The sequence below is a fragment of the Pseudomonas sp. FG1 genome, assembly GCF_034313875.1.
Taxonomy (GTDB): Bacteria; Pseudomonadota; Gammaproteobacteria; order Pseudomonadales; family Pseudomonadaceae; genus Aquipseudomonas; species Aquipseudomonas veronii.
The window spans coordinates 3,547,689-3,572,949 of the sequence record NZ_JAVIWP010000001.1; the positions used below are offsets into that span (position 1 = coordinate 3,547,689).

At 59.2% G+C, this 25,261-nt stretch carries 14 protein-coding genes and 1 pseudogene; 8 read left to right on the forward strand and 7 right to left on the reverse strand.

Going from position 1 to position 25,261, the window contains the following annotated elements:
- Window positions 1-2,319 precede the first annotated feature (2,319 nt).
- The 8 genes and pseudogenes from RGV59_RS16520 to RGV59_RS16560 all read left to right on the forward strand — a co-directional run.
- Window positions 2,320-11,871 (forward strand): annotated as a pseudogene (locus tag RGV59_RS16520) (hemagglutinin repeat-containing protein); the annotation flags it as partial.
- Window positions 11,868-12,440 carry a hypothetical protein gene (locus RGV59_RS16525; protein ID WP_232566452.1) on the forward strand — a complete coding sequence of 191 codons (573 nt, stop codon included), beginning with the start codon at window positions 11,868-11,870 and terminating at the stop codon, window positions 12,438-12,440. The pseudogene RGV59_RS16520 and the gene RGV59_RS16525, both read left to right, overlap by 4 nt.
- A gap of 46 nt (window positions 12,441-12,486) precedes the next feature.
- On the forward strand, window positions 12,487-13,014 hold the full coding sequence (locus RGV59_RS16530) for a hypothetical protein (protein WP_126585832.1): 528 nt from the start codon (window positions 12,487-12,489) through the stop codon (window positions 13,012-13,014).
- A gap of 150 nt (window positions 13,015-13,164) precedes the next feature.
- A complete protein-coding gene (locus RGV59_RS16535) occupies window positions 13,165-13,701 on the forward strand; it encodes a hypothetical protein (RefSeq protein WP_322247013.1) in 537 nt (178 codons plus the stop codon).
- A 39-nt stretch (window positions 13,702-13,740) separates the two neighbouring features.
- Window positions 13,741-14,721, forward strand: coding sequence for an IS5-like element IS1384 family transposase (locus tag RGV59_RS16540; protein WP_010466230.1), 981 nt, complete (start codon window positions 13,741-13,743; stop codon window positions 14,719-14,721).
- A gap of 159 nt (window positions 14,722-14,880) precedes the next feature.
- Entirely contained in the window at window positions 14,881-15,168 is a 288-nt protein-coding gene (locus RGV59_RS16545) for an Imm49 family immunity protein (protein ID WP_322247014.1), read from the forward strand.
- A 516-nt stretch (window positions 15,169-15,684) separates the two neighbouring features.
- Complete coding sequence (locus RGV59_RS16555) at window positions 15,685-16,131, forward strand: hypothetical protein (RefSeq protein WP_057004869.1); 447 nt, start codon at window positions 15,685-15,687, stop codon at window positions 16,129-16,131.
- 35 nt (window positions 16,132-16,166) lie between these two features.
- Entirely contained in the window at window positions 16,167-16,376 is a 210-nt protein-coding gene (locus RGV59_RS16560; protein WP_126585834.1) for a hypothetical protein, read from the forward strand.
- A 27-nt stretch (window positions 16,377-16,403) separates the two neighbouring features.
- On the opposite strand, the gene RGV59_RS16565 is transcribed toward RGV59_RS16560, so the two are convergent.
- From RGV59_RS16565 to RGV59_RS16595, 7 genes are all read right to left on the reverse strand, one after another.
- Complete coding sequence (locus tag RGV59_RS16565) at window positions 16,404-17,699, reverse strand: MFS transporter (RefSeq protein ID WP_104903574.1); 1,296 nt, start codon at window positions 17,697-17,699, stop codon at window positions 16,404-16,406.
- A gap of 50 nt (window positions 17,700-17,749) precedes the next feature.
- Entirely contained in the window at window positions 17,750-18,907 is a 1,158-nt protein-coding gene (gene tcuB, locus RGV59_RS16570; RefSeq protein WP_126585835.1) for a tricarballylate utilization 4Fe-4S protein TcuB, read from the reverse strand.
- On the reverse strand, window positions 18,894-20,345 hold the full coding sequence (gene tcuA, locus RGV59_RS16575) for an FAD-dependent tricarballylate dehydrogenase TcuA (protein WP_126585836.1): 1,452 nt from the start codon (window positions 20,343-20,345) through the stop codon (window positions 18,894-18,896). Before tcuA ends, tcuB begins: the two co-directional genes overlap by 14 nt.
- 171 nt (window positions 20,346-20,516) lie before the next feature.
- Window positions 20,517-21,452, reverse strand: a complete 936-nt coding sequence (locus RGV59_RS16580) for a LysR family transcriptional regulator (RefSeq protein WP_017846943.1) — start codon at window positions 21,450-21,452, stop codon at window positions 20,517-20,519.
- 175 nt (window positions 21,453-21,627) lie between these two features.
- Entirely contained in the window at window positions 21,628-22,191 is a 564-nt protein-coding gene (locus tag RGV59_RS16585) for a cytochrome b (protein ID WP_017846944.1), read from the reverse strand.
- A 106-nt stretch (window positions 22,192-22,297) separates the two neighbouring features.
- The gene (locus tag RGV59_RS16590) at window positions 22,298-23,752 is read right to left on the reverse strand and encodes an aldehyde dehydrogenase family protein (protein WP_017846945.1); all 1,455 of its coding nucleotides are present in this window, start codon (window positions 23,750-23,752) and stop codon (window positions 22,298-22,300) included.
- A gap of 41 nt (window positions 23,753-23,793) precedes the next feature.
- Window positions 23,794-25,170, reverse strand: a complete 1,377-nt coding sequence (locus tag RGV59_RS16595; RefSeq protein ID WP_126585837.1) for an aspartate aminotransferase family protein — start codon at window positions 25,168-25,170, stop codon at window positions 23,794-23,796.
- Window positions 25,171-25,261 lie beyond the last annotated feature (91 nt).

Consider the following 25,261-nt stretch of genomic DNA (forward strand, 5'->3'; position numbering starts at 1 on the left):
TCTCAGCTGACTCTATGGACTAGACCACAGGCCTTCGTTGCGCCATTTGACTGATCCACCCAGGCACATGCTGTTCATCTCGTATTCCTGGACGGTCTGCTGTGGCAAAATCTCCGCCTGGCCCCATGTGCGCAGGGCCTCAGCAGCAGCAGCCCAGCTCGCGGATCAGCGACCAGGCACCCAGCCCTCCGTCTTTGGCTGTATTCAACCTCAGCAGTGGTGCCAGCATTTGTTCAGGCTGGCCATTTTCGGATACTCCGCTTGCTGGGCGAATAAACGGACCTGGGATTGACTGTGTGTGCCTGTGCGTAGCCGCGCGCGAAATTATCAGGCTCAGTGCAACGTGGATCTCAATGCACGACACTGAGCCAGCCAGCAGGCAAATGCCGACATTCTTCCTTCCAAGCTGACATCTGTTTCGTTTTGTTCCTGTGCGCTCTCATGCTGTGTCTGTGCCCCGGTCCGTCCGCAATCGACTGGCAACAGTCCGGCCGCTGTCGTTCAGCAGCGGCGGGGTCCCGGCCATTCAGCCTTCCTCCGACATGCGAGGCAGCGGTAGTGAGGCCGCAGTGGGACCATCCGATCTGCCATTCAGACTAATACCTGGGGCTGATTCTTTTCGCTGAGATCTCCCAGACTGCAGGCAGGTGGACCTTCACTGGGCATGATCAACATGGCTGACACTGAAGCTAAGCAAATTCAATCTTCAATCGCAGTAACCGGCCCGTAACCTGACCGTGCTGGGTTGTGATCCATTATCATAGCAACAGGGACATATCTGTGAGGCTGATCAGCCTTTCAGTTTCAGCTCTGGGGGTGGTGAACTGGTGGCCCAGGCCTTGGCCTCGTCTCTTCCTCAACCTTCATGGTGGGCTGGTTGCCTGCAAAGCACAAATATCAGTGGCGTCTGGCAAACAAACTGTGAGGAAATTTGAATCAGCCAAAGTGTCTCACTGGGCAATGTCCCCTGGATAACAGACAACAGCCAGTGCTCACCCATACTCAGACTGTGGTGTAGGTGATCTTGTGGTGGGGCCCAGTGTTGCTCAAAGACACTGCTGCCCTGAACAGAGGCTGCCTGGGACCCTTTCAGACAGCGTCTGGCAGCCCAGCATATGGCCAACTAATGGCTCCACAGCCCACCCATGCCAGGCCTCCCAGCTAGTCCTTTCAGCAGCACCCCTCCATGTAGGCATTTGACATACTCCAGCCTAACCTCAACCTTCAGCATAGGTGTATGTGCCTTATTCTTTGTGGCTTTTATGTTGTTCTTTTGACTGTACAAACCTGGGCCTTTTCTTCAGCTGGCTGGTGCGCCTCATTCTGGCCTCAACATGCTCCTTCAGCAGGCTGATCAAAGTGGCCTGGTGCCTCCACTCACCTGGCCTGGATCTGCACCCTTTCCCGGTGGGCCAGCTCCCTCGCTGCCGCCCAGCTCGGCCTCCGTGACCCCGTTCTGCTCGCTCCTTGTGGGCCGCCCTCTTCCAGCACCCCCGTGTCTGAGCCTGGCTCTCACCGACATTGTGGAACTGGCTCGTTCTTCAGCCTTTTAACAGACTGGACTCAGCAGCTGACGCTTGGGCTGGCAGCGGCCGTCATGCTGATCTGCTGCCAGGCAGCCTGAGCCTCATGCTCAGGCGGCAAGTCTCCAGCCAGTCCATTTTCCTTTTGTGCACAGCCTGGACCTTCTTGTGGCTCCGTCAGCAGTCTCAGTTTGTTATCACCCAGGACCAGCCTTCCGGTGGCGTCAGCACATTGCCCTCAGCTGCCCGTGGGGTTCACTGCCTGGCACTGGCTGCGGATGCCTGCGACATCATCCGCAGCCACGTGGCATGGACCTCATTCTGTGACCTGCCTCCTGCTTCCGCGTGTGTTCAGTGTGTGCTCTCTGTCCCCTGTGTCTCAGTGCTGCAGGCCGGGTCTGAGCGGGCTGGCCCCAGCACTCAGCCACTATGGCTGTGGATCTGCCGCCTTCATTAGGTGATCCGCTGGTCCCACCATGACCTGGCTGGATCCTTCCTGGCCCCAGTCAGCTGACTCTTTGTCCAGCTGGATGGGCAGTGTCCTCCTTGGCAGCCACCGGGCTGGGGTCATCAGCAGTAACTCGTCTCATCAACTGATCCTTGTGGACCCATGGCAGTGGCAAAGCTCGCTTGCTGCTGCGCCTGACCTTGTGTGGCTGGTTTGCCAGATGTGCCTCTGGCCAGCTCATGGCTGCTGTCAGCTCACATCAGCATGGACAGCATGGCATGATTTTCTTCTGTGTGCACGTTTCAGACCTCCACCAGTGATGGACCTTTCCAGACCTGGCCAGGCAGCGAAAGCCAACTGACCCTCAATGCCGCCAACCTCATCAATGCCCAGGGCAGCGTTTCCAGCGCGCAAGACCTCACGCTGGGCCTCAGCGGCCAGGTCAACAACCTTGGCGGCGAACTGGTGACCGACGGCGCCCTGAACCTGCACAGTGCCGGGCTGGGTAACGGGCAAGGCAACATCAGCGGCAAAGGCGCGGTGGCGCTGGTCACGGGTGACCTGACAAACCAGAGCGGCAGCATCAGCAGCGGCGACACCCTGAACCTCACCGCAGGCCAACTGAGCAACGGCGGCAGCATTGGCAGTCACAACGCGCTGACCGCCAGCGTGACCGGCCTGGACCAGCAAGGCGGCAAGCTGTTCAGCAACGGCGCCTTGACGCTCGATGTCAACAACGGCCTGTTGAGCAATACCGACGGCTTGATCAATTCGGCAGGCCTGCTGCAACTGAACCACCTCACAGACGTCACTAACCACAACGGTGAAATCTCCAGCGGCCAGGCGTTCACACTTGTCGCGCAGAACCTCGACAACAGCAACGGTAAGCTGCTGAGTAACCAATGGCTGACCCTGCGCGTCAACCAGGCCCTGAGCAACATCAAGGGCCTGATCGGCGCTGCCAGCCTCGACGCCCACGCCGCCTCGGTGGACAACAGCAACGGCACCCTGAACAGTCGGGGTGACCTGCAACTGACCAGTGATGGCCTGCTGAACAACACAGGCCTTGGCTTGATCCACAGCCAGGGCAACCTGAACCTCACGGCGGGCAGCCTGAATACTGGCAGCGGCGGTGAAGTGTCAGCGCTGGGCACTCTGGACCTGAGCACCAGCGCGTTGACCTCGGCGAACGGCAGGGTGACAGGTGAGCAACGCGTCACGCTGGACCTGAACAATGGTGACCTGGATAACCACGGCGGCCTGATCCTCGGCAAAGGCCCGCTGGCTATCAACCACCTGCGTGACCTCAACAACCAAGGGGGTGAAGTCTCCAGCCAGCAGAACCTGGTACTGGCCGCGCGTGCGCTGGACAACAGCGCCGGCAAGCTGATCAGCAACCAGGCATTGACCCTGGGCGCCGCCAACCTGATCAATGCCAACGGCCTGGTGTCGGGCTGGCAGAGCCTCGGTTTTGCTGGCGGCAGCCTCGATAACCGCAACAACGGCACGTTTTCCAGCCGCAGCGGTGCGATGGCGGTGAACCTCACGGGGGCGCTGCTCAACAGTGGCGCCGGGGCGCTGGTCAGCCAGGGCCGCCTGGATATCAGTGCGGCCAGCCTCGACAACAGCGGCGGCGGGATTCTGTCCAGCGCCGCGGGGCAGGGCCTGACAGTCAGCGGCCTGCTCAACAACAGCGGCGGCGGTTTGATCGACAGTGGCGCGACCCTGGACGTGCAGGCGGCGACCCTGAGCAACGACGCCGGTGCGCTCAACGCGCAGCAAGCGCTGGCGGTCAATGCCAATGACCTGGGCAATGCGGCTGGCACCTTGGCCAGCAACGGCGCGATGACCCTGAACCTGCTGGGCAACCTCACCAACACCAACGGCAAACTGGCCAGCGCAGGCCCGTTGCTGTTGCAGCGCGCCGCCCAGGTCAACAATCAGGGTGGGCAGATTGTCAGCCAGAACCTGCTGAGCCTGTTTGCCGGTGCGATCGACAACAGCCAGCACGGCACCCTCGCAGGCACCGGCCGCGTGGCGATCAACGCCAGTGGCGCAGTGCAAAACAATGCCGACGGTTTGATCTACAGCCAGGGCGCCGACGTGCAATTGCGGGCCGCCGGGCTCGCCAACAGCCGCGGCGTGGTGCAGGGCCAGAACGGCCTGACCCTGAACATCAGCGGCGACGTGGATAACCAGAGCGGCAAACTGATTGCCCAAACCGGTGACCTGACGCTCAACGCCAACAACCTCGACAACCGTGGCGGCACATTCGCCAGCCTCAACGGTGCGTTGCAGGCCCAAATAGTGGGTGTGCTGCGCAACGGCTATGACCTGAACAACAACCGCCAGGGCGGCACGGTGCAGGGGCAACGCCTCAACCTGCAGGCGGCGATGTTTGATAACTACGGCGGGCGCGTTTCCGCCCAGGGCGGCGATGCGCTCGTCACCACCGGCAATTTCGACAACCGCAACGGCGGGCTCTACGCGACGGGCCTGGTGAGCGTCAGCGGCAACGACTTTGATAACAGTGGCGATAACGACGGCCAGATCGCCGGCCAACAGATCGACCTGAGCCTGCGCGGCGCGCTGAATAACCGCCTGGGCGTCGTCGAAAGCCAATCCACCCTCAAGGTCAGCGCCGCCAGCCTCGACAACGGCAACGGCCGCTTGCGCGCCCTGGGTAATGCGGGCACCACCGAGTTCGCCATCGGCGGCCTGCTGGATAACACCAACGGTGTGCTCGAAACCGCCAACAGCAACCTGATACTGGGGGCCGGCAGCCTGCAGAACGTCGGCGGTAGCGTGCTGCACGTCGGCAATGGCAACTTCACGATCGCGCCGAGCAACCTCAACAGCGTGGGTGGCAGCCTGGTGACGCGTGGTGGCCTGACCATCGCCCAGGACACCTGGACCAACAGCAGCGTGATCCAGGCCGGGCGCCTGACGGTCAACGTCAATACCCTCAACCAGACCGCCGACGGCCAATTACTGGCAAGCAGCGCGTTGACCGGTACCGGTGAAAACTGGTCCACCAACGGCTTGATCGCCAGTGATGGCAGTCTCGACTTGCACCTGGGCGGCACGCTCAACGGCGCAGGGCGCATCACCAGTCAGGGCGACCTCAGTCTGAGCGCCGCGCAATTGAACCTGAGCAACACCGCCAGCGTGGCCGGCGGCGGCCTGACCAGCGCCAACATCACGGGCACCCTGAACAACGCCGGGCGGCTGACGTCCGCCAACGACCTGATCATCAATGCCGGCGCGATAAACAACACGGCAACCCTTGGCAGCGCTCAGAAGCTCACCGCCACCTCCGGCGCACTGCTCAATGACCATGGTCTGATTTTCAGCGGTGGCGACATGAGCCTGCGCGTCGACACGCTGACCAACAGCTACGCCGACGTCTACAGCCTGGGCAACCTGAGCATCGACCGCGACGGGCAGGGCGGCCTTGCCACGCAGATACTCAACAGTTCATCGAGCCTGCAAAGCGACGGCAATATGAGCCTTGCCGCCAGCACGATCCAGAACGTGCGTGCGGTGCTGACCACCAGCGCAGGCGGCATCTACACTGCCTCCATCACTGAGTTCCCGTGCATCGAAGGCCCGAACTACGCGGGTGATTGCAGCGGCAAACAGAACCACTTGTGGCAAATCGATCAACGCGAAAAACTCGAAGTGACGGCCTCCAGCGCCGCCTCGAGCATCACCGCCGGGCAAAACCTCAGTATTGCCGGCGGCGATGTGGTCAATGCCAGTAGCACCATTGACGCGGGTGGCAACCTCGGCGTTGTCGCCAACAACCTGACTAATAGTGGCGTTGAAACCGGCGAAACCGACACCTGGCGCCTGTTCGTGTCCGAGCGTACCCGGCATCCCGAGATGTGGTACGACGCGGCCGCCGCGTTCAATAACCGTTACTCCGTCGGCGGCGCTGCCTACAACGCCAGTGACCTGAGCGGCCTGGCCGGTGCCATGGCCGGGTTTATCGGTATCACCGAGGCTGAGCGCACGGTATTGCGCCGAGTCACCCAGATCAGCGCCGGCGACCAGACCTACGCGGGAGTGATTCAGGCGGGTGGCGCGGTTAACGTCAAGGCCCAGGCCAATATCGATAACAGCGTGGTACGCCCAGGCTTTACCTATGTAGGCGCAGGCGCCAAGACCGGCACCGGTGCGGCGGGTGCCAGCGGTGCGGGCACCTTCTCCACGCGCATCACCGTCAACGGGCAACTGCCGCCCGACCTGGCCCAACGGCAGATCAACCCCCTGACCTTGCCGGGCTTCAGCCTGCCCACCGGGCAAAACGGCCTGTTCCGCCTGAGCGGGCAGGGCAGCAGTGCCCCGGCGCAGGGTAACAATGCGCCGGGCTGGTCGGTGAGTGGCGCCAGTCTGCAACTTGACCAACATCAGATCACCACGCCCACTCATCAGGGCCGGGTGATACAGATAAATGCCCCGACTCAGGACGCCGCCGGCAGCCTTCAACTGAACTTGGCTGCCCGCCAGGCCAGCGGCATCGGCGCCAGCAGCAGCGGTGTGGGGACCATTGGCGATGGCGGCGGCGCCAGCATCCAAACCCCTGGCCGCAGCAGCGCCGCCGATGCCAGCCAAGTAGTCGCAATCGGCACACAGAACGCCGGCGGTGGCGCGGCATCGTCTGCGGTCGTTGCATCCCACCCGAACCTGGACCTGCCGGCGCAAGCCACTGACCACGGCAGCACCGTGGTCGTGAACGCTCCGTCGATTCCCGGTGTGACCCCAGTGGCCCCGGCCGCAACCACCGGCGACAAACCGTCCCCGGTGGCCAGCCAGAGCATTGCCCGTGTGCAGGGCCTGCCGGGCACGCAGCCCGTGTCGCAGCCGCAGAAATACCTGATCGAAACCAACCCGGTGCTCACCGACCTCAAGCAGTTCATGAGCTCGGACTATCTACTCTCCGGCCTCGGCTACAACCCTGACGACAGCGCCAAGCGCCTCGGCGACGGCCTCTATGAGCAACGTCTGGTCGAACAAGCCGTGGTGGCCCGCACCGGCCAACGCTTCATCGACGGCCAGAACACCGACTCGGGCATGCTCAAGTACCTGATGGACAACGCCATCAGGAGCAAACAGCAACTCGGCCTGAGCGTGGGTGTGAGCCTCACCTCAGCCCAAGTCGCGGCGCTGACCCACGACATCGTCTGGCTTGAAGAAGAGCAAGTAAACGGCGAAAACGTCCTGGTACCCGTGGTGTACCTGGCCCAGGCGAATAACCGCCTGGCCCCGGACGGCGCGTTGATCGCCGGTAACGACGTCAACCTGATCGCCGGCCAGAACCTGGACAACGTCGGCACCTTGCGGGCTAGCAATAACCTGTCGGCCCAGGCCGGCAACGACCTGACCAACAGCGGCCTGATCCAGGCCGGTAACCGCCTCAATCTGCTGGCCGGTAACACCATCGTCAACACCGCCGGCGGCATCATCGCCGGTCGCGACGTGAACCTGACCGTCACCCAAGGCGACATCCTCAACGAGCGCAGCGTCACCAGCCACGACAGCAGCAGCGGCTACCGCACCGAGCACACCGACTCCGTGGACAGTGCAGCGCGCATCGAAGCTGCGAACAACCTGAGCCTGCAAGCCGGCCGCGACGTAAACAGCGTGGGCGGCGTGATGAGCAGCGGCGCCGACACCACGCTCAAGGCCGGACGCGACGTCAACCTGATCTCTGCCGAAGGGACCAACAGCAATACGGTGAGCGGGCTGTTCAAGAACAGCAGCGCGACCCAGTACGGCAGCCGCGTGGATGCCGGCGGTGATTTAAAGGTACAGGCGGGCCGGGACATCAGCGCGGTGGCGAGTGAGATCGATGCCAAGCGTGATGTGACGATGTCGGCGGTGGGCGATTTGTCACTGTCGTCGGCAGCAGACGAGTCCCATGCCTCGTTTACGTCGAAGAAGGTCAAGAGCAAAGAGGACCATGTGAGCCAGGTCTCCACCACGGTTAAAGCCGGTGGTGACGTGGCGCTGAGCGCCGGACAGGACCTGGCGTTGACGGCGAGCCGGGTGACGGCGGGGGATGAGGCGTATTTGTATGCCGGTAAAGACCTGAACCTGGCGGCGGCTGAAGACAGCGATTACTCGTATTACTCGAAAACGAAGAAGGGGTCGTGGGGTAAGAAAAGCTCGAAGATGAGCGAGAGCGAAAATGATGTGGCTGTTGGCTCTTCAATTCAGGCGCAGGGTAAAACAACGGTTGTCGCCGCCAACGACATCAACCTCACTGGATCAACCATCAACAGCGACAAAGGCGCATTGGCGGTTTTGGCGGGTCACGACGTCAATCTGACTGGCGCAGAGAACCGTGAATCCAGTGCTTCCGCCAAATCAAAATCCGGCGGGTTTGGACTTTCCAGTACCAGCAAGATGAGCAGTGATTCACAAAGCAGCACGTCGTTGACCGGTTCGACACTGAGTGGGGATACGACGTTGGTACAGGCCGGTCATGATATTGCGGTTTCCGCCAGCAACGTAGTCTCGACTGAAGAAACGAACATTCAGGCTCGCAACAGCGTTCGCATAGAGAGTGATGCGGAGTCGTTCAGTGCACAACACAGCCAGTCGACTAAAAAGTCTGGCTTGTTAAGCACAGGGGGGATCGGCGTCACCTTGGGCTCCTCCCAGAATACCTACAAGCAGGGCACGGAGAGCGCCAGCCAGAAAGGCAGCACCGTCGGCAGCGTCATGGGCGATGTGAATATCACCGCCGGTAAAGACCTGACCGTCAAGGCGTCGGACGTGGTTGCAGGGAAGGACATCAAGCTGGTTGGACAAAACGTCAATATTCTCGACGCGGCCAACGACAGTACGACGCGTACCTCTCAGGAGAGCAAGAAGAGCGGTCTGACGTTGGCGTTGTCCGGTGTGGTGGGGGAAGCGGTCAACACGGCAGTGCAAACCGCTCAAGATGCCATTCATGAAAACGACACGCGTTTGTCGGCATTACAGGGTGTCAAGGCCGGGCTTTCCGGCTATCAGGCTTATCAGGGCGCCCAGGCACTTGAGTCCGGTGCGCAGGCAGGCGAGTTCGTCGGTATCTCGATTTCGCTGGGAGGACAGAAGTCCAGCTCCAAGCAAATACAGGAACAAAGCGTCAGCCAAGGCAGCAATCTGACGGCAGGCGGTAACCTTAGCCTGGTTGCTACCGGGAATGGACAGCCGGGTGCTACGGGTGGCGACATCACGGTACAGGGCAGCAAACTTCAGGCCGGCACCGACTTGCTGTTGTCTGCCGCACAGGACATCAATCTGCGCTCCGGCACCAATACGCAAAGCCTCGACGGCTCTAACAAGAGTGCAGGCGGTGCAATCGGCGTAAGCCTGGGAGTCAGTGACAGCGGTGCGGGTCTTAGTATCTTCGCCAACGGCAACGCCGGGGCGGGCAAGGAAAAGGGTAATGGCACCACATGGACTGAAACCACCGTCAATGCCGGTAACAAGCTCACGCTCGACAGTGGTCGGGATGCAACCTTGGTGGGAGCGCAGGCGAATGCCCAGCAGATCGTCGCGGACATAGGGCGCAACCTGACGCTGAGCAGTCAGCAAGACACTGATCGTTACGACTCCAAGCAAACCAACGTCAGTGGAGGCGCCAGCTTCACATTTGGCTCTATGAGCGGGAGTGCGTCGCTTAGCGTCAGCCAAGACAAGCTCAAGTCTAACTTTGACAGCGTGAAAGAGCAGACCGGGTTGTTCGCTGGGAAGAACGGCTACCAAATAAGCGTTGGCGAACATACCCAACTGGATGCCAGCGTAATCGGCAGCACCGCGAGCGCCGACAAAAACAAACTCACGACCGGGAGCCTGGGCTGGACCGGACTGGACAACAAAGCCGATTTCAGCAGCCAGCACCAGAGCGTGAGTGGAGGGACGGGCGGGGATGCCAGTACTCAGTTCCTCGGCAATATGGGCAGTATGTTGCTGGTGGGTGCGAACCACGACGGGCATGAAAGCAGTACGACTTACGCAGCCATATCTGATGGCCAGCTGACTATTCGCGACAAGGATAAGCAGCAACAAGACGTCAACACGCTGAGTCATGACGTTGAGCATGCCAATAACGCACTGAGCCCTATCTTCGACAAGGAGAAGGAGCAGCAACGGCTTCGCCAGGCGCAGTTGATTGGTGATATCGCTAACCAGTCCATGGACATTATTCGTACCCAGGGAACGATTGAAGCTGCGAAGGCCGCGCAAGCACACCTGACAGATGAACAGAAGAACATGCCGGGGGCTAATCCAGACGCCTCTTACAAAGATCGCAAGGCCTACGTGGACATGTTGCAGGGCACCGATGCCTATAAAAGCACCATGGCTGCCTACGGTACGGGAAGTGACCTTCAGCGTGCTGCGCAAGCCGTAACGGCAGCGGTTCAAGGGCTGGCTGGAGGCAACCTTGCCCAGGCGGTCGTGGGGGCTTCGGCGCCGTATCTGGCGGGTATCATCAAGGACAACACAGGCGATAACCTTGAAGCCAGAATAATGGCTCATGCTGTATTGGGCGCGGTGCTTGCAAAATCCCAGCAAAACTCTGCGCTTGCTGGAGCCACGGGGGCGAGTATCGGTGAACTGGTCGCTTACGAGCTGTACCCGAACAAGCCCATCGATCAACTGAGCGAAGCTGAAAAACAAAAGGTCTCCGCACTATCGACACTTGCTGGAGGCCTCGCTGCAGGCATTGTGGCAGGGAACTCGTCAGATGCAGTGGCGGGAGGCATCGCAGCGAAAAATGCGGTCGAAAATAACCAGCTCAGGGGCAGTGAGGGCATAACACTTGCGCAAGAGCAGGCCGAGTATAAGAAAAGGAACTGCGGGGGAACGTCCTCATCCCGTTGTGACGAACTATCGAAAAATATAAAGGAACTGTTGGCAAGAGACAGCTCCGTACTCAAAGATATGCCAGCCGTAGAAGGGGACATAGGAACCGATCCGGGCTCCAGACCTCAGCCAGGGCAACTGGTCAGCTGTGCGCTCTCGGGTAACGGTGTATGTGTCGTATCTGACAGAACGGTCAAAACCGATTTGGGAGATGAGTGGGCCCTGGAACCCGCCAGCGACGCACAGTCGATTACTCATAAAGCAGAGGTTGCAACAACGGTAGCTGCACAGAAAGCGTATCTGGACGAGTTTTCGAAGGAAACGTTTGCTGCCGGATGCGGTGGTATGGGGCTCGCGGGGATTGCGTGCCAGACCTACATGGCTTCAGGTGGGAAAAATCCCATCACCGGTGAAGTAGCGACGACAACCGAAAGGTTCGGGTTCGGGCTCCAAGCTGTCCTGAACAGTGCGGGATTGTTTGGGGCAGTTTATGATGGTGCAGCTGCTAGTATTGATTTAGCGCCAGTTAAGGGTGCAAAAGAGGCAGGTGCGGCTGGGAAGGTAGTAGACGATATTCCGGCAACATCTCCACTTGCTCGGGATGGTTTGCGCGAAGACTTAGCGGCACAAGCCGGTATTCCTCGAGATATTGCTGGAAATCCTTCCAGTGTTTGGGGGAAATCAATAGATGATATTAAACAGTCGCTCACCATGGATGGCGCAACACTTACACCTAAAGTGAGAGCCAGTTCATCTGGTAATGCCCAGGTCTATACGGTCGAAGGTAGCACTACAGGGATTAAAGAAATTCAGTATAGTCCATCTACTATTGGGGATGATGTTTTGTCAACTCACAAAGGTGAGTACTACAAGCTTACTTATGCTGATGGGAGCAAAGTTAAGGTTGTTGATCCTGTGGCTTACAGACCGACTTTTAGTAGCGGGAGCCCTATTTATGATGCTAATACAAAGTATTTAAACCCTCAGGGGCAGAAAGTGGTATTTAACTCCTCCACCAACACGTGGGTGCCAGAATGACGTCATCTAACGATTTTTCAATATCTTGGGTGGCACCAATCGTGCCATCCGTCTCTCTTGCAGGTATACCGCTGGATGTGAGCGCGGAAGTGCTGGAACGTGTGCTGCTTAAGTATTTGGTTGATGCGTCCAGTCTATTGTACAAGTTTGAAAATTCGCCGGACCTTCTATTGAGAACGCATGGTCTGGATGAGCTTGGAAATGGAGGCTACTCTTTTTCGCTATTTAATGATGCAATTATTAATGGTCTGCTAAAAGGAACTCCAGCTCTATCAATAATGGTTAGAGCGGGAAAGGTTTATGCTGTTAAGGTTTACGATTTTAGCTTTTCTGGGGAGTTTGCACGGGAGTTTGTTTATAAGGGGTTTTTGCCGGCTGGTATTGGCTTGGGTAGTTTGGTTTCGGATCTATTGCCATTTACATCTTTAGAGTTTGATAGTGCTGAAGAGTGGTTCTATACCGATCAAAGCTATGGTGGACTTGAAGTTACCGGCTGGGGGGTTCCTCTAGAAGATCATCCTGATCAAGTTGTTACTGCTTTATGTGTGATATCAGGAGCGATTGCTTAAGTCTAAGGGATCCCTCAGGGTCTGACCCCTATTTCCCCTGGGTAAAATGGCGCTGAAGGACGGTGTCGAGCTCGGTGAGCAGATCGCAGAGCTGGATGCGAAGACGGCGAAGAACTGGAGTACGGACGGCGGTCAGGGTGATTGGGAAACGACGCAGCTTCCAGATCGGCCGGTAATTCCGAAGCGTGATCCGATCGTTTCGGGTATCCCTGCCATTGGTGAGCTATCTGGTGTCGAGCCAACCGCAGGAGGTTTTGTCAGTTCAGCCAAACTGAATGCGGGAGGGTATGCTATTACCGATCTCACTCCAGCAGAAAAAGCGCTGGCGCAGCAGGTTACAGATGGGCTCGACAAGTCAGGTGCTCTGACCGAAGAACTGGTGGAATCCGTATCACAACGGCAAGGTCTTAAATCTTTAGAGGGTGGCAAGTACGGAAGTAATAACGGATTTGATCATGTGTATATGAGTGCTGATGGTAAATCGGTAATTGTCTTGGATTCGAAACAAATAACTGGGGGGGGTCGTTTTCTCGTGATGCTAACGAAGTTGTTCAAATGTCTGACTCGTGGGTAGAGAAGGTGCTCGGACGTCTGGATAAAAGCTCCGAGGCTTATAAAGCGGTAGACAAGGCGCGTGAAAATGGTAGTTTGGTAAAGGGTGTGGCGGGTGTTGATCGCAGTTCAGGTCAACTAATAATTGCTAAGTTGAAGTGAGAGTGATCAAGTGATTTCTTGGAGTCGATACGGCAAGCTCGAAATTAACGCGACATCTAGAATTGAACACGTAAAAAGCCACCTAGATGGCGGATTTAACTTGGCTGGCTACATTGCCAATATAAAAACTGGGCAAGGTGATCCTGTCGCTTGTTTGGATCGCTTGTCTTCTCATGCGTATGCTCAAGCTATAGAGGAGTGGTTTGGCAATTCATCATTGGAAAAAATGAAAGCTTGGTTTTTTATAGCAGACAGTCTTCGCCAGTATCGGTATTCACTGAAAACCGACAAAATGAACTTCATGTTGAAGACATTTGATTTTTTGGCTAGCTTGGTTTCTGATAATGAATCCCTGATTAGTTGGTTCTGTAATAACGACGACATCGTTGATACTAAAAGAATTCAGGCCACTACTACCGCAGATTTTGTAGCCTATCAAATTAGATTGGCTGTTAAAGGAGACTTTACTCAGTTGCGCGACCGTTGTGCTAGGATGATTGCGCACCCACCTTCAGGACCGAAGGAAACTCTGAAAAAGACTTTCTGATTTGGCAAAATACCGCGACCCCACCCACCGAGTTTCCCGATGAAGCAGATGACCTTCGCCGACGCCGAGTACGCTGGCAAGCGCAAGCAAACCCGCAAGGAGTTGTTCCTGATCGAGATGGATCGGGTGGTGCCGTGGAAGGGCTTGATTGCTTTGATCGAGCCACATTATCCGAAAGGTGAAGGTGGCCGTCCGGCCTACCCGTTGATGGCGATGCTGCGTGTGCATCTGCTGCAGAACTGGTTCGGCTACAGCGATCCAGCGATGGAGGAAGCGCTGTACGAAACCACGATCCTGCGCCAGTTTGCCGGGCTGAACCTGGAGCGCATCCCCGACGAAACCACCATTCTCAACTTCCGCCGCTTGCTGGAGAAACACGAGCTGGCGGCCGGCATCCTCGCTGTCATCAATGGCTATCTGGGCGACCGCGGCCTGTCGCTGCGCCAGGGCACCATCGTCGATGCAACGCTGATCAATGCGCCCAGTTCGACCAAGAACAAGGACGGCAAGCGCGACCCGGAAATGCACCAGACCAAGAAGGGAAACCAGTATTATTTTGGCATGAAGGCCCACATCGGCGCCGATGACGAATCGGGTCTGGTGCACAGCGTAGTGGGCACGGCGGCCAATGTGGCGGATGTCACCCAGGTGGACAAATTGCTGCATGGCGACGAAAACGTGGTCTGCGCCGATGCAGGCTACACCGGTGTCGAAAAGCGGCCCGAGCATGAAGGACGTGAAGTTATCTGGCAGGTGGCGGCACGCCGCAGCACCTACAAAAAACTCGATAAGCGCAGCGTGCTGTACAAAGCCAAGCGCAAGATTGAAAAGGCCAAGGCTCAGGTGCGCGCCAAGGTCGAGCATCCGTTCCGGGTAATCAAGCGCCAGTTCGGTTACACCAAGGTGCGCTTTCGCGGCTTGGCCAAAAACACGGCGCAACTGGTGACACTGTTCGCTCTGTCGAACCTGTGGATGGCGCGCCGACATTTACTGACGAATGCAGGAGAGGTGCGCCTGTAATGCGGGAAATGGCCACCGGAGTGGGGTCCGGGTGGCGAAAACGTAAGAAATACTCGTCGAATTGATTGTTTTTTGATCATTTGGCGAGTTTAAAAGTTGCGCTAGGTGGTATGCCGGGGAAATACATGGCTACTTCAGACCATCCCGAAGAAAAGATTTATGCTGGACAATGAGTTCTTCATTGCGCTGGCAGAGGGCGATAAATCAAAAATGGAATCTGTTTTGCGCGAGCTGACAACACCAGTCTCAATAAAGAGAAGGTTTGATAGTGAGAACGGTTATTCTGAAGGTCTGATTTCAACTTTTGGTGTCATCTACGCAAAAATTGCCTGGAGACATGGTTATGAAGTCGTCGTCGATACACCATACATCCCATCAGAGTGGTTACCTGTGAAACCCCTAGCTCATTATGATGCTCATTATGAGTTTTTAAAGAGAGAAGTTTGATGGGATATGAATGGATAAAAGGGGACAGAGTCTGAGGAATCCCCACAAACCTACTCCAGTCTCTGAGATTGCCGGCGCACTTCATCGCGCAGCAATAGCTCCATATCCGCCAATTTCGAGCAGGACAATCCGGTGGTGGAGCATCTCAAGTATTCGAGGCCGAGACGCCAGAGTGAGAGCACCAGTTTATGCCTGATGCTGTTGCTCTGGAAGTGACGTGACCGACCTGTCGTTCGAGCAAAGGTTATCCATACATGGAGACCTCAATAAAAATAGGTGCTCACGTGACGAATGTCCTACGACACGGCGCCAGGTCCTATGTGCGCAAGCCGATGGCCATGAAACGCTGATGGTAGACACGAAAAAATGCGCCCTTCGCGTATATGGGTAAAGCAGATCCGGTCACCACTTCGCCTTTTCAGGCTTCGGCCCGCCTTGCGCGAGCACCCTTTCGGGCCAGGGGACGTTCAAATCTCAACCGGTTAGTCGTCCCCTTTTTTCATTAAAGGCTAAACAATGATTATGCGTTTAGAAATGGTTGGAAAAAGCCTTGTAAAAAAGCTGAAAGTGGCTAGTAAAGAGCAACGGCGAAGTGCGGTTAAAGTTGCTTGTGAACTTGCTTTTCAGACAAGCTCAGTAGGCGTGCCTGTTGTTGCTGAGTCCCTTGCGCAACTACGATTTGGTAATAAGCTTACGACTGAGCAACTATCTGAGCTAGATGCTTTGGCTGAAAAGTTAGATGAGCAATATTTTGATTTGCAAGACAGTCTGAATGAGGGGCAGGAATTAGGTATGGAGGCCCTTCAGCTGTTTAGTCAAGCGCGGGCTGTATCGGCGCTGTCCTTAGCTGGTGGAGAAGATTCGCTTATGGCAACGACCGAAGCAATATACGAGGCATTATCAGCCGTTGATGATGGAAGTTGTATTTTTAAAGCCGTACTTTCAATCTTGTCAGAGTCTTAAACGGTAGATTTTTTGCTTCAGCTGATACCCGGCGCATGCTTGCGCCGGCACTTTCAGTGATTGTTGAGCCCTATATGCCCCCTTGTTGTACCCATGGAGAAGGGGACAGATTTATTTATAGTGAACTGATCGCACGCGCCATCGACGCGGTTACCAACCAGACGCAGCAGGGCGTCCAGACCGTCGATGAGTTGTATGCGATCGGCAACCGCCTGCAAGGCTTGCTGGGGCAATTCAAAATCTGAGGCTGCCCTGCAGGGATACCGCGCTTATCAGGCGTTGACCGTCACCGCGTTTTGCTTGCGATACAAGATCGTCGTCGCCGTGAACCCGCATAACGCCGCAAACATCAGCCAGTAGGCCGGTGATGCCTTATCGCCGGTTACTTGCACCAAAAGGGTGGATACGGCGGGCGTAAAGCCGCCAAACACTGCAGTCGCCAAGCTGAACGCCAGGGAGAACCCGACGACCCTGACGTTCTGTGGCATCACCTCAGTCAGCGCGGCAACCATTGCGCCGTTGTAAATGCCAAAGAAGAACGAGAAGTACAGCAGCACGCTGAGGAGTCGTTCGAAGCTGGCCGCGGCGGCCAGCCAATGCATGGCGGGGTAAGCGGTGCATAGGCACAACAAAGAGATCGCCAGCAATAACGGGCGCCGGCCGATACGGTCGGAGAGTGTGCCGCCGATGGGCAACCAAATGAAGTTGCTCAGGCCGACGAAGAGCGTGACCACCAGGCTGTCGGTGGTGCTCAGGTTCAGTACCGAACGGCCGAAAGTCGGGGTGTAGACGGTGATCAGGTAGAACGTGGTGGTGGTCATCGACGCCAACAGACCGCCAGCCAGTACCGTGCGCCAGTTGTCGCGCATTGAGCGGAACACTTCATTGGCCGTTGGGTGATGCTTGCGTGCTTTGAACGCCTCGGTTTCCTGCAACGAACGGCGAATGATGAAGATGAACGGGATGATCACGCAGCCGATAAAGAACGGGATGCGCCAGCCCCAGGCAGCTACCTCGGCGGCTGCCATGGACGCGTTGATCGTGTAACCCAGCGCTGCCGCAAGAATGATCGCCACTTGTTGGCTGGCCGATTGCCAACTGGTGTAGAACCCGCAGCGGCCTGGCGTGGCGATTTCAGCCAGGTACACCGAAACGCCCCCCATCTCCGCCCCGGCGGAGAAGCCCTGCAACAGTCGTCCCATCAACACCAATACCGGTGCTGCCACTCCGATGCTGGCGTAGCCGGGCACGAGTGCAATCAATACCGTCCCGGCCGCCATGATCGACAGCGTTACGATCAGGCCCTTGCGCCGTCCCACCTTGTCGATGTACGCCCCCAGCACGATAGCGCCCAGCGGACGCATCAGGAACCCGGAGCCGAATACGGCGAAGGTCATCATCAGCGAAGCGAACTCGCTGGTGGCAGGAAAGAACGTCTGGGAGATGTAGGTCGCGTAGAACCCGAACAGAAAGAAGTCGAACTGTTCGAGAAAGTTGCCGCTGGTGACCCGAAGGATGGCGCCCAGTTTTGAACCCTTGGACGGGGTGTTTTGTGTTGTTGTTTTCATTATGGCTACCGTGGTGATCAATCTTGTTTTTGGAATGACGGTCTTGACGATCAGTCGCTTGCGGCGTTGATGGGGTTGGGTTGACGTTTTTCGATGGAGTATTTGAGCAGCGCGGCGCTGCGGAAGATGCCGTGGGCGAATTTGCTGTAGGGCATGGTCAGGAAAAAAGCCATGACCAGGCCGAGATGGATCGCCAGCAACAGGCCCAGGGCCATGCTTTCGCGAAACGCCAGGAGTGCCAGGCCGCTGGCGCTGACGAGAAACAACAGCGCGATGAAGCCGCGATCCATGGGCTTCTGCTGTTCATCGCCGTGTTCGGCGTTGCGCCGCAGGTTCAACCACAAGAGCCCCGCCGGGCCGACCAGCAACCCGAACCCGCCGACGATGCCGAGCATCACCGGCACGCTCAAGACGGGGTAGGGCGCCGACCAGCCCAGCAGGAAATGGTAGAGCGTGGCCACGCCGGTGGCGGCGAAGCACAGCATGAAGCCGTAGAAGGTGAAGTGATGGAAGCGCCGCCGCCACAAGGTGAATCGATCATCGGCGTTATTGCAGCCCTCGCCGTGGCCACCATCCAGGTACTTGAGCGTGGCCACATTGGCGCTCGCTTCCAGGGCCGCCGATGTTGTTTGCTCGCGGGAGGCCTCGACCGGCGAGACATTGCGCCAAAAGCGCCGCACGCCGATCGCCAATGCAAGCACCGCGTAACCAAACACTGCGCCGAACATCAGGGCCAGGGTGTTATGCGGGAAGATCCCGTAGAAATTCCCCCCGGGCATTGCCGTGAACAGATTGCCCATCATCATCAACGTCAGGCAGAGGAACAGCGCCAGCCCCGCGCCGGATGCCAGCGCCAGGGTCAGCCCGTTGCGCCGGTATAACGTGCCCATCGCCTGCGGCCAGGCGTACTCGGCATACGTGTCGAGGCGGACTTTGGCCATGGCCTTGGGCACATTGATCGCAAATTCATGCGGTGCGGCGTACTGGCAGGCATGCAGGCACGCACCGCAGTTATGGCAAAGGTTCGCCAGGTAATGGATGTCCGCCTGAGAAAATTCCAGGCGTCGGGTCATGGCCGGGAATACCGCGCAGAAGCCCTCGCAATAACGGCAGGCATTGCAGACCGTCATTTGTCGCTGGACTTCGCTTTCATCAAGGTTGAGGACGGGAATCAGTGTGCCCGGCGCCTTGGGATCAAACAGCTGCATGTTGCGGCTCCTGGGATGAAGGGGTGATGAAGCCGGCCGCGGCGGCGGCTTGCACGCCGGCAATGCGACCGAATGCGGTGCCGATGGCCATGCCGATGCCGGCGGTGTAGCCCTTGCCCAATACGTTGCCAGCCATCATTTCTCCGGCGACGAACAAGTTCGGGCTCGCCTGGCCATTGAAGCGAACGGCGGCGGTAGCGTCGGTGGCGAGGCCTAAATAGGTGAAGGTCACGCCCGGCTTGAGCGGGTAGGCGCAGAAGGGGGGCTTGACCAATGGGCGGGCCCAATGGGTTTTGGCGGGCGTCAAACCTTCGGTGCGACAATCGTCCAGGGCGGTGTGGTCGAACGTACCGACGCGGCAGGCCGCGTTGTAGGCCTGGATGGTGCTGACAAATGGCGCCACCGGGAGCTTCAGCTGGCGCGCCAGGTCTTCCAGCGAGTTGGCTTTGGTGCCCGGAAACACCGGCGGCATGAACCGACCGATGGCTTGTTGGTCGATGATCGAATAAGCCTGTTGACCGGGCTGCCCCGCGACCAGGCGCCCCCAGATCGCATAGCGCTTGGGCCAGAAATCCTCGCCCTCGTCATAAAAGCGCTCGCCGTCGCGATTGACCACCACGCCCAGCGATACACAATCGATACGCGTGCAGATGCCGCCGTCATACAACGGCGCGCGGGCGTCGATGGCCACCATGTGCGCCTGGGTCGGGTCGCCGATAAAATCGGCGCCCAGTTGCTGCATGCGCCGCAGCAGTACGCCGGTATTGAAGCGCGTGCCGCGAATCAGAAAGTTGTCCGAAGGCCACTCGCCGCGCTCGTTTTGCCCCCACGCTTCACGCAGCCATTCGCGGTTGGATTCGAACCCGCCCGCCGCCAGCACGCACGTCCTGGCCTGGATACGTTCGGCGGGCAGACGTTGCCCTTCGGCATCGCGCGCGCTCAGGTGGGCCGCGACAAATGTTCCCCCGTTCAATTCGATGTCGGTCACTTGCGCGTTGTAGCGGATGTTCACGCCCAACCGCTCGGCGCTGCGGTAATACGCATTCACCAACGCCTTGCCGCCGCCCATGAAAAACGCGTTGGTGCGCGCGACATGCAGCGCGCCGGATAACGACGGCTGAAAATGCACGCCATGGGCGCGCATCCAGTCACGGCAGTTCGATGAGGCGCGGATGACCAGACGAGCGAGCTTCTCGTTGGTCATCCCGCCGGTGACTTTCAGCAGATCCTGCCAATACTCCTCTTCGGGGTAGGCCTCGACCAATACATCCTGGGGCGCGTCGTGCATGCAGCGCAGGTTGCGGGTGTGTTGCGAGTTGCCGCCGCGCCAGGCTTTGGGCGCGCCTTCAAGCAACATCACGCTGGCGCCGGCCTCTCGGGCCATTAACGCCGCGCACAAGGCGGCATTGCCGCCGCCAATGACTAATACGTCGATCATCATCACTCCTCGATCGCGAGGAGGCGTGAACGAAGGGCTCCTCGCGAGTGGCGAGACCTTAGGGCAGCGAGCGTTGGGTCGAAAGGCGCGTTAGCGGTTGGGGTGTTTAGTTTTCGTAAAGGCTTTGCGGGTTGCCGCTGGCCCTGAAGCGCGGGCGAGGGCGGCTGGAGATCAGGGCGTGATGTCTTCGATCCACGAGGCGCCCGGCCATTGATGATCGATCACCAACTGCCGCGCCACATCGGTGATGACCAGCCGCGCCGCGAGTGCCGCGGGCGCCAGCTCATCATCCGGCAGTGTCGCCAACAGGTTTCGCCGGCCGACATGAGCATCGGCGATTTCCACCACCGAAAGCCCCGACTCGCCTTTGAGCGCCACCGCCGCGCCGGGCTGGATGGTGGCCGCGTGGCCGGCGCGTACAGCGTTCATCAACACGGCCAGGCCATCCACCTCCATGATGATGTTGGGCGTCAACCCCGACCGCTCGAACGCCGCCATCAGCGTTGAGCGCAAACCGTGTTGCGCACTCGGCATCACCAGTGGCAGTTGCCCCAGGTCCGCCATTTGCACAGAGCTTCCTTGCGGGGCATCCGGCAAGTGTGGCGAGCAGATGACAAACAGTTTCTCGTCAAGCAGCGGCGTCACGCTCCAGCGCTTGCCCCCTTCAAGTTGAAATAAAATGGCCAGATCGATCTGGCGGGCATTGAGTTGCGTGGCCAGATGCCCGGACAGCATCTCGATCAGGTGCAACTGAATATCCGGATACCGCGCGCGCATCGCATTGATCAAGGGCAGGGCAAGCACCGTGGCTGTGGTGGGCGGCAAGCCCACGGTGACATACCCGCTCATCCGCCCACGGTGTGCCGCCAGGATCGCATTCTCGGCTTGCCTCAAGCACAACTGCGCATGGTGCAGGAACGCCATGCCGGCCGGGGTCGGTGTGACGCCGGTGGTCGTGCGGTTCAGCAGGCGGGTCGAGAGTTCGCTTTCGAGTTTGGCGATCTGCTGGCTCAGCGCCGACACGCCCACGTCCAGCTCAAGGGCTGCGCGGCCCAGGCTGCCGTGTTCGACAATGTTGACGAAATAGCGCAGTTGTCTTAATTCCACGCGTTACTGCTCCACTTCAAATGAGTACCTACCTGTGTAACGGTGGGTCGGGGAACGTCAGCCACCACGCACCGAGCGGGCGAGGCGGCGCGTGGTCAGCCTGAGAGGTAACGCGTCGGCCGTCAACTTCCAGCGTTGGGTTCGCTGCTGGCCGGCGTTGTTGGCGTGCGCCAATTCATAACATGCGGCGCAGCACGTCGCTACGAGGATCTTTGTCGTAGAAGCGGTGCTTGAGCGCACCGGCGATGTGCAACAGGATCAGCCCGAGCAAGGTATACGCAAGTACCTTGTGCAGCCACTGGAAGACGACGAACCAGTCGTCATTTTTCGCCAGCAGCTCCGGCAGGTTGATCCCGAAAAAGAACACCCCGTCGCTCATCGTGTAGGTGCTCGACATCGAGTAACCCATCAAGGGCACGATCACGAGCAGTGCATACATGGTGCGTTGCGCAAGTCTTGACAGAAACCGCTCATGCCTGGCCAGCGTTAACGGCGGCTGCGGGAGTAGGGGGGTGCGTACACGCACGGCGAGCTGAACCAGGACCACCAGGAATGTCAGCACCCCGAACGATTTGTGCCATGGGTAATAGAGTTCGAACTTGCTCGCCACTTCGTCATTCATGCCGGTCATATGCCAGCCTGCCCAGAGCAGGCCGATGACGAGCAAGGCGCGCACCCAGTGCAAAATGCGCAGGGACGTCGAGTACTGATCGGTTGTCAGTTTATCTGTCGGGTTCATCATAGGCTCTCCGTTTATATCAAAGGCATCAGTGAAGTGATGCACGTTTGAACGTCCGCCCTTACCGAGCAACGCTTGGCCGGCTCGGTCAGGGCGAAGATTGTTTTTACTTGGGCAGCAGCACGGTGATGACCTTCTCTTCGGTGTACGCCAGCGCGCCGCCAAACCCGCCTTCACGGCCTATGCCGCTGGTCTTGACGCCGCCCCAGGGCAGGTTGGCATCCAACGGGCTCCAGCAGTTGACGCCCACGGCACCGACTTTCACGGCGCCGGCTACGCGGTGCGCGCGCACCAGGTCGGTGGTCCACACGGTGGCTGCGAGGCCGTAGGTGGAATCGTTGGCCAGTGCGACAGCCTCCTCTTCGCTGTCGAACGTGATCACCGTGCCGACGGGACCAAAGATCTCGTCGCGGGCGATCGCCATGTCGTTGTTGGCGTTGGCGAAGATCGTCGGCCGCACAAACCAGCCGCGCTCAGGCGTCGATACACCGCCGGCGAGCAGAGTAGCGCCTTGGTCGATGCCCAGTTGGATGTAACGGTTAACGCGATCGAATTGTGCTTTCTTGGCCACCGGGCCCATCTGCACGCCGGGCTCCCGAGGGTCGCCCACCTTGACGGCTTGCGCGGCGTCGGCAAGCGCCGCGGCGAAGCGATCGGCGATGCCGCGCTGGACCAGAATGCGCGAGCCGGCGGCACAGATCTGGCCCTGGTTGGCGAACAGTCCGAGGGTGCAGCCGCGCAGCGCGTCTTCAAACGAGGCGTCGTCGAAAACGATCTGGGGGCTCTTGCCGCCCAGCTCCAATGCCACGTGCTTGAACAACACGCCCGCGGTGCGCTGGATCTCGCGCCCCGCCTCGGGGCTGCCGGTAAAGCTGATCTTGGCGATGTGCGGGTGTTCGCACAGGGCACGCCCCACCTCGGCGCCATAGCCGGTGACCACGTTGATCACACCGTCCGGGAAGCCCGCTTCCCGAGCCAGCGCGGCCAGGTGCAGGGCGGACTGTGGTGTTTCTTCCGAAGGCTTGATGACCACCGTGCAGCCGGCCGCCAGTAACGCGGCCAGTTTCCAGACGGTGATCATCAGCGGCGAGTTCCAGGGCACGATCGCCCCGACCACGCCCACCGGTTCCCGAACCGTGTACGAGAGGGTCTTGGTGCCGAAGTAACCGCCGGAGGGAATGGTGCGGCCCTCCAGTTGGTTGGCCCAGCCGGCGGCGGCGCGCAGGTTGGCGAGCGCGTTGGGCACGTCCATCCGACGGGGCTCGATCGGCGAACGACCGATGGCGTTGGCGTCCATGTCGGCGAGCAATTCGGTGTCGCGCTCTACCAGATCCGCCAGCTTCAACAGCAGTCGAGCGCGCTGGGCACCATCGAGCTGGCTCCAGGCGCCCTGCTCCAGTTGGTGGTGCGCGGCGTTTACGGCGCGGTCCACATCGTCGGCGGTGCCGCGCGCGCAGCTGCCGTATACCTGTTCGGTCACAGGGTCGACCAAGGGGATGCGTCGGCCGTCGGAGGCTTCGCAGCCAGTGCCTTCGATGAAGTGATTCAAGTGCTCAGTCATGTTGGGAACCTAAGTGACGTAGGGTGGACGGGGTGAGCGCCTCAAGCGTTGAGGCTGGCCAGGGCGTCGCCGAAGATATCCAGCGCCTTGAAGAACAGCGCGCGTGAGATCGTCAATGAGGGCATGACCCGCATCACGTTGCTGTAGCGACCGCAGGGAATCATCAGCACACCGTGGTTCAGCAGGTAACCCATGAGCTGGCCGATTTTTTCGGGCGCCAGGGGAGCCTTGGTGATGGGGTCTTCGACCAGCTCGATACCGATCATCAGGCCACGGCCGCGGACTTCGCCGACCCACGGGCTGCCAAAGCCACGGATACGTGCCTGCGCCTCCAGGCCCAGGGCGTGGGCGCGGTTGAGCAGATCGAGTTCCGGGTCTTGCAGGATGGCGATGTTGGTCAGCGCCACGGCTGCGGATAACGAGTTGGCGGCGAAGGTATTGGGCATCGAGCCGTCAGGAATCGCGGCCGCCAGGTCCGAACGCATGATCAGGCCTGCCATCGGCAGGTCGCTGCCGATACCCTTGCCGAAGGTGAGCATGTCTGGTTTTACGCCCGAATGCTCGACCGCCCACATTTTGCCGGTACGCCCTGCGCCGGACTGCACTTCATCGACAATCAGCAGCGTGCCGCTGCGGTCACACGCCTTGCGCAATAACTGCAGGAACTCCGGCGACGGGGGGACATAGCCGCCTTCGCCCTGCACCGGCTCGACGATCACGGCGGCCACGTCATCGGCGGCGGTGTAAGGGGTGTTCAACAGGTAGTCCACGTACTCGCCGGCGATCTGCTCGGCGCTTTTGTGCGTGGTGTCGAAGGGGAAGCGGTAGGCATACGGGTAGGGCGCGTGAATCACGCCGCCCATCTGGGCACCGTAGCCCTTGCGGTAGGCGGTGCCGGTCGTCAGGGCGCCCGAGGCGTTCCATACGCCGTGGTAGCCACCATGGAAGGCGATGATCTGGTGGCGCCCGGTGATGCGTTTGGCGAACTTGATCGCGGCTTCCAGTGCGTCGCTGCCGCTTTGCGTGAAGTAGGTGACGCAATCGCCCCGCAGGCCGTCGGGCGCGATCTCGGAAAGTTTGGCCGCCAATTCGGTTCGCCGGGTGCTGTTGATTTCCAAGGCATGCATCAGCACTTCGGACTGCTCGCGGATCGTCTGCACCACCTTGGGGTGGCAGCGGCCGACGCTGCTGACGCCCACGCCGGCGGACAGGTCGATGTAGGTGTTGCCGTCCGGGTCCTTGAAGGTCGCGCCGAAGGCACGGTCCATCGCCACCGGCATGCGTCCACCACCCCGGGCCATCGACTCGGTACGTGCCGACAGTGCCAGGGCCTCGAGGGTCTTGGGGCCGGGCAGGGCGCTAGAGGTTATCCGCGGGGCATCCGCGAAGTGCAGGGATTCAAGTTGGGCTTCACTCATGACGGTCTCTTTGGGATGTAGGTTCACGTATGCCGATCATCCCCATAGCGCACGGGTTGCCGTTAGCCCGAATTGGCACTTGGGGATTCCA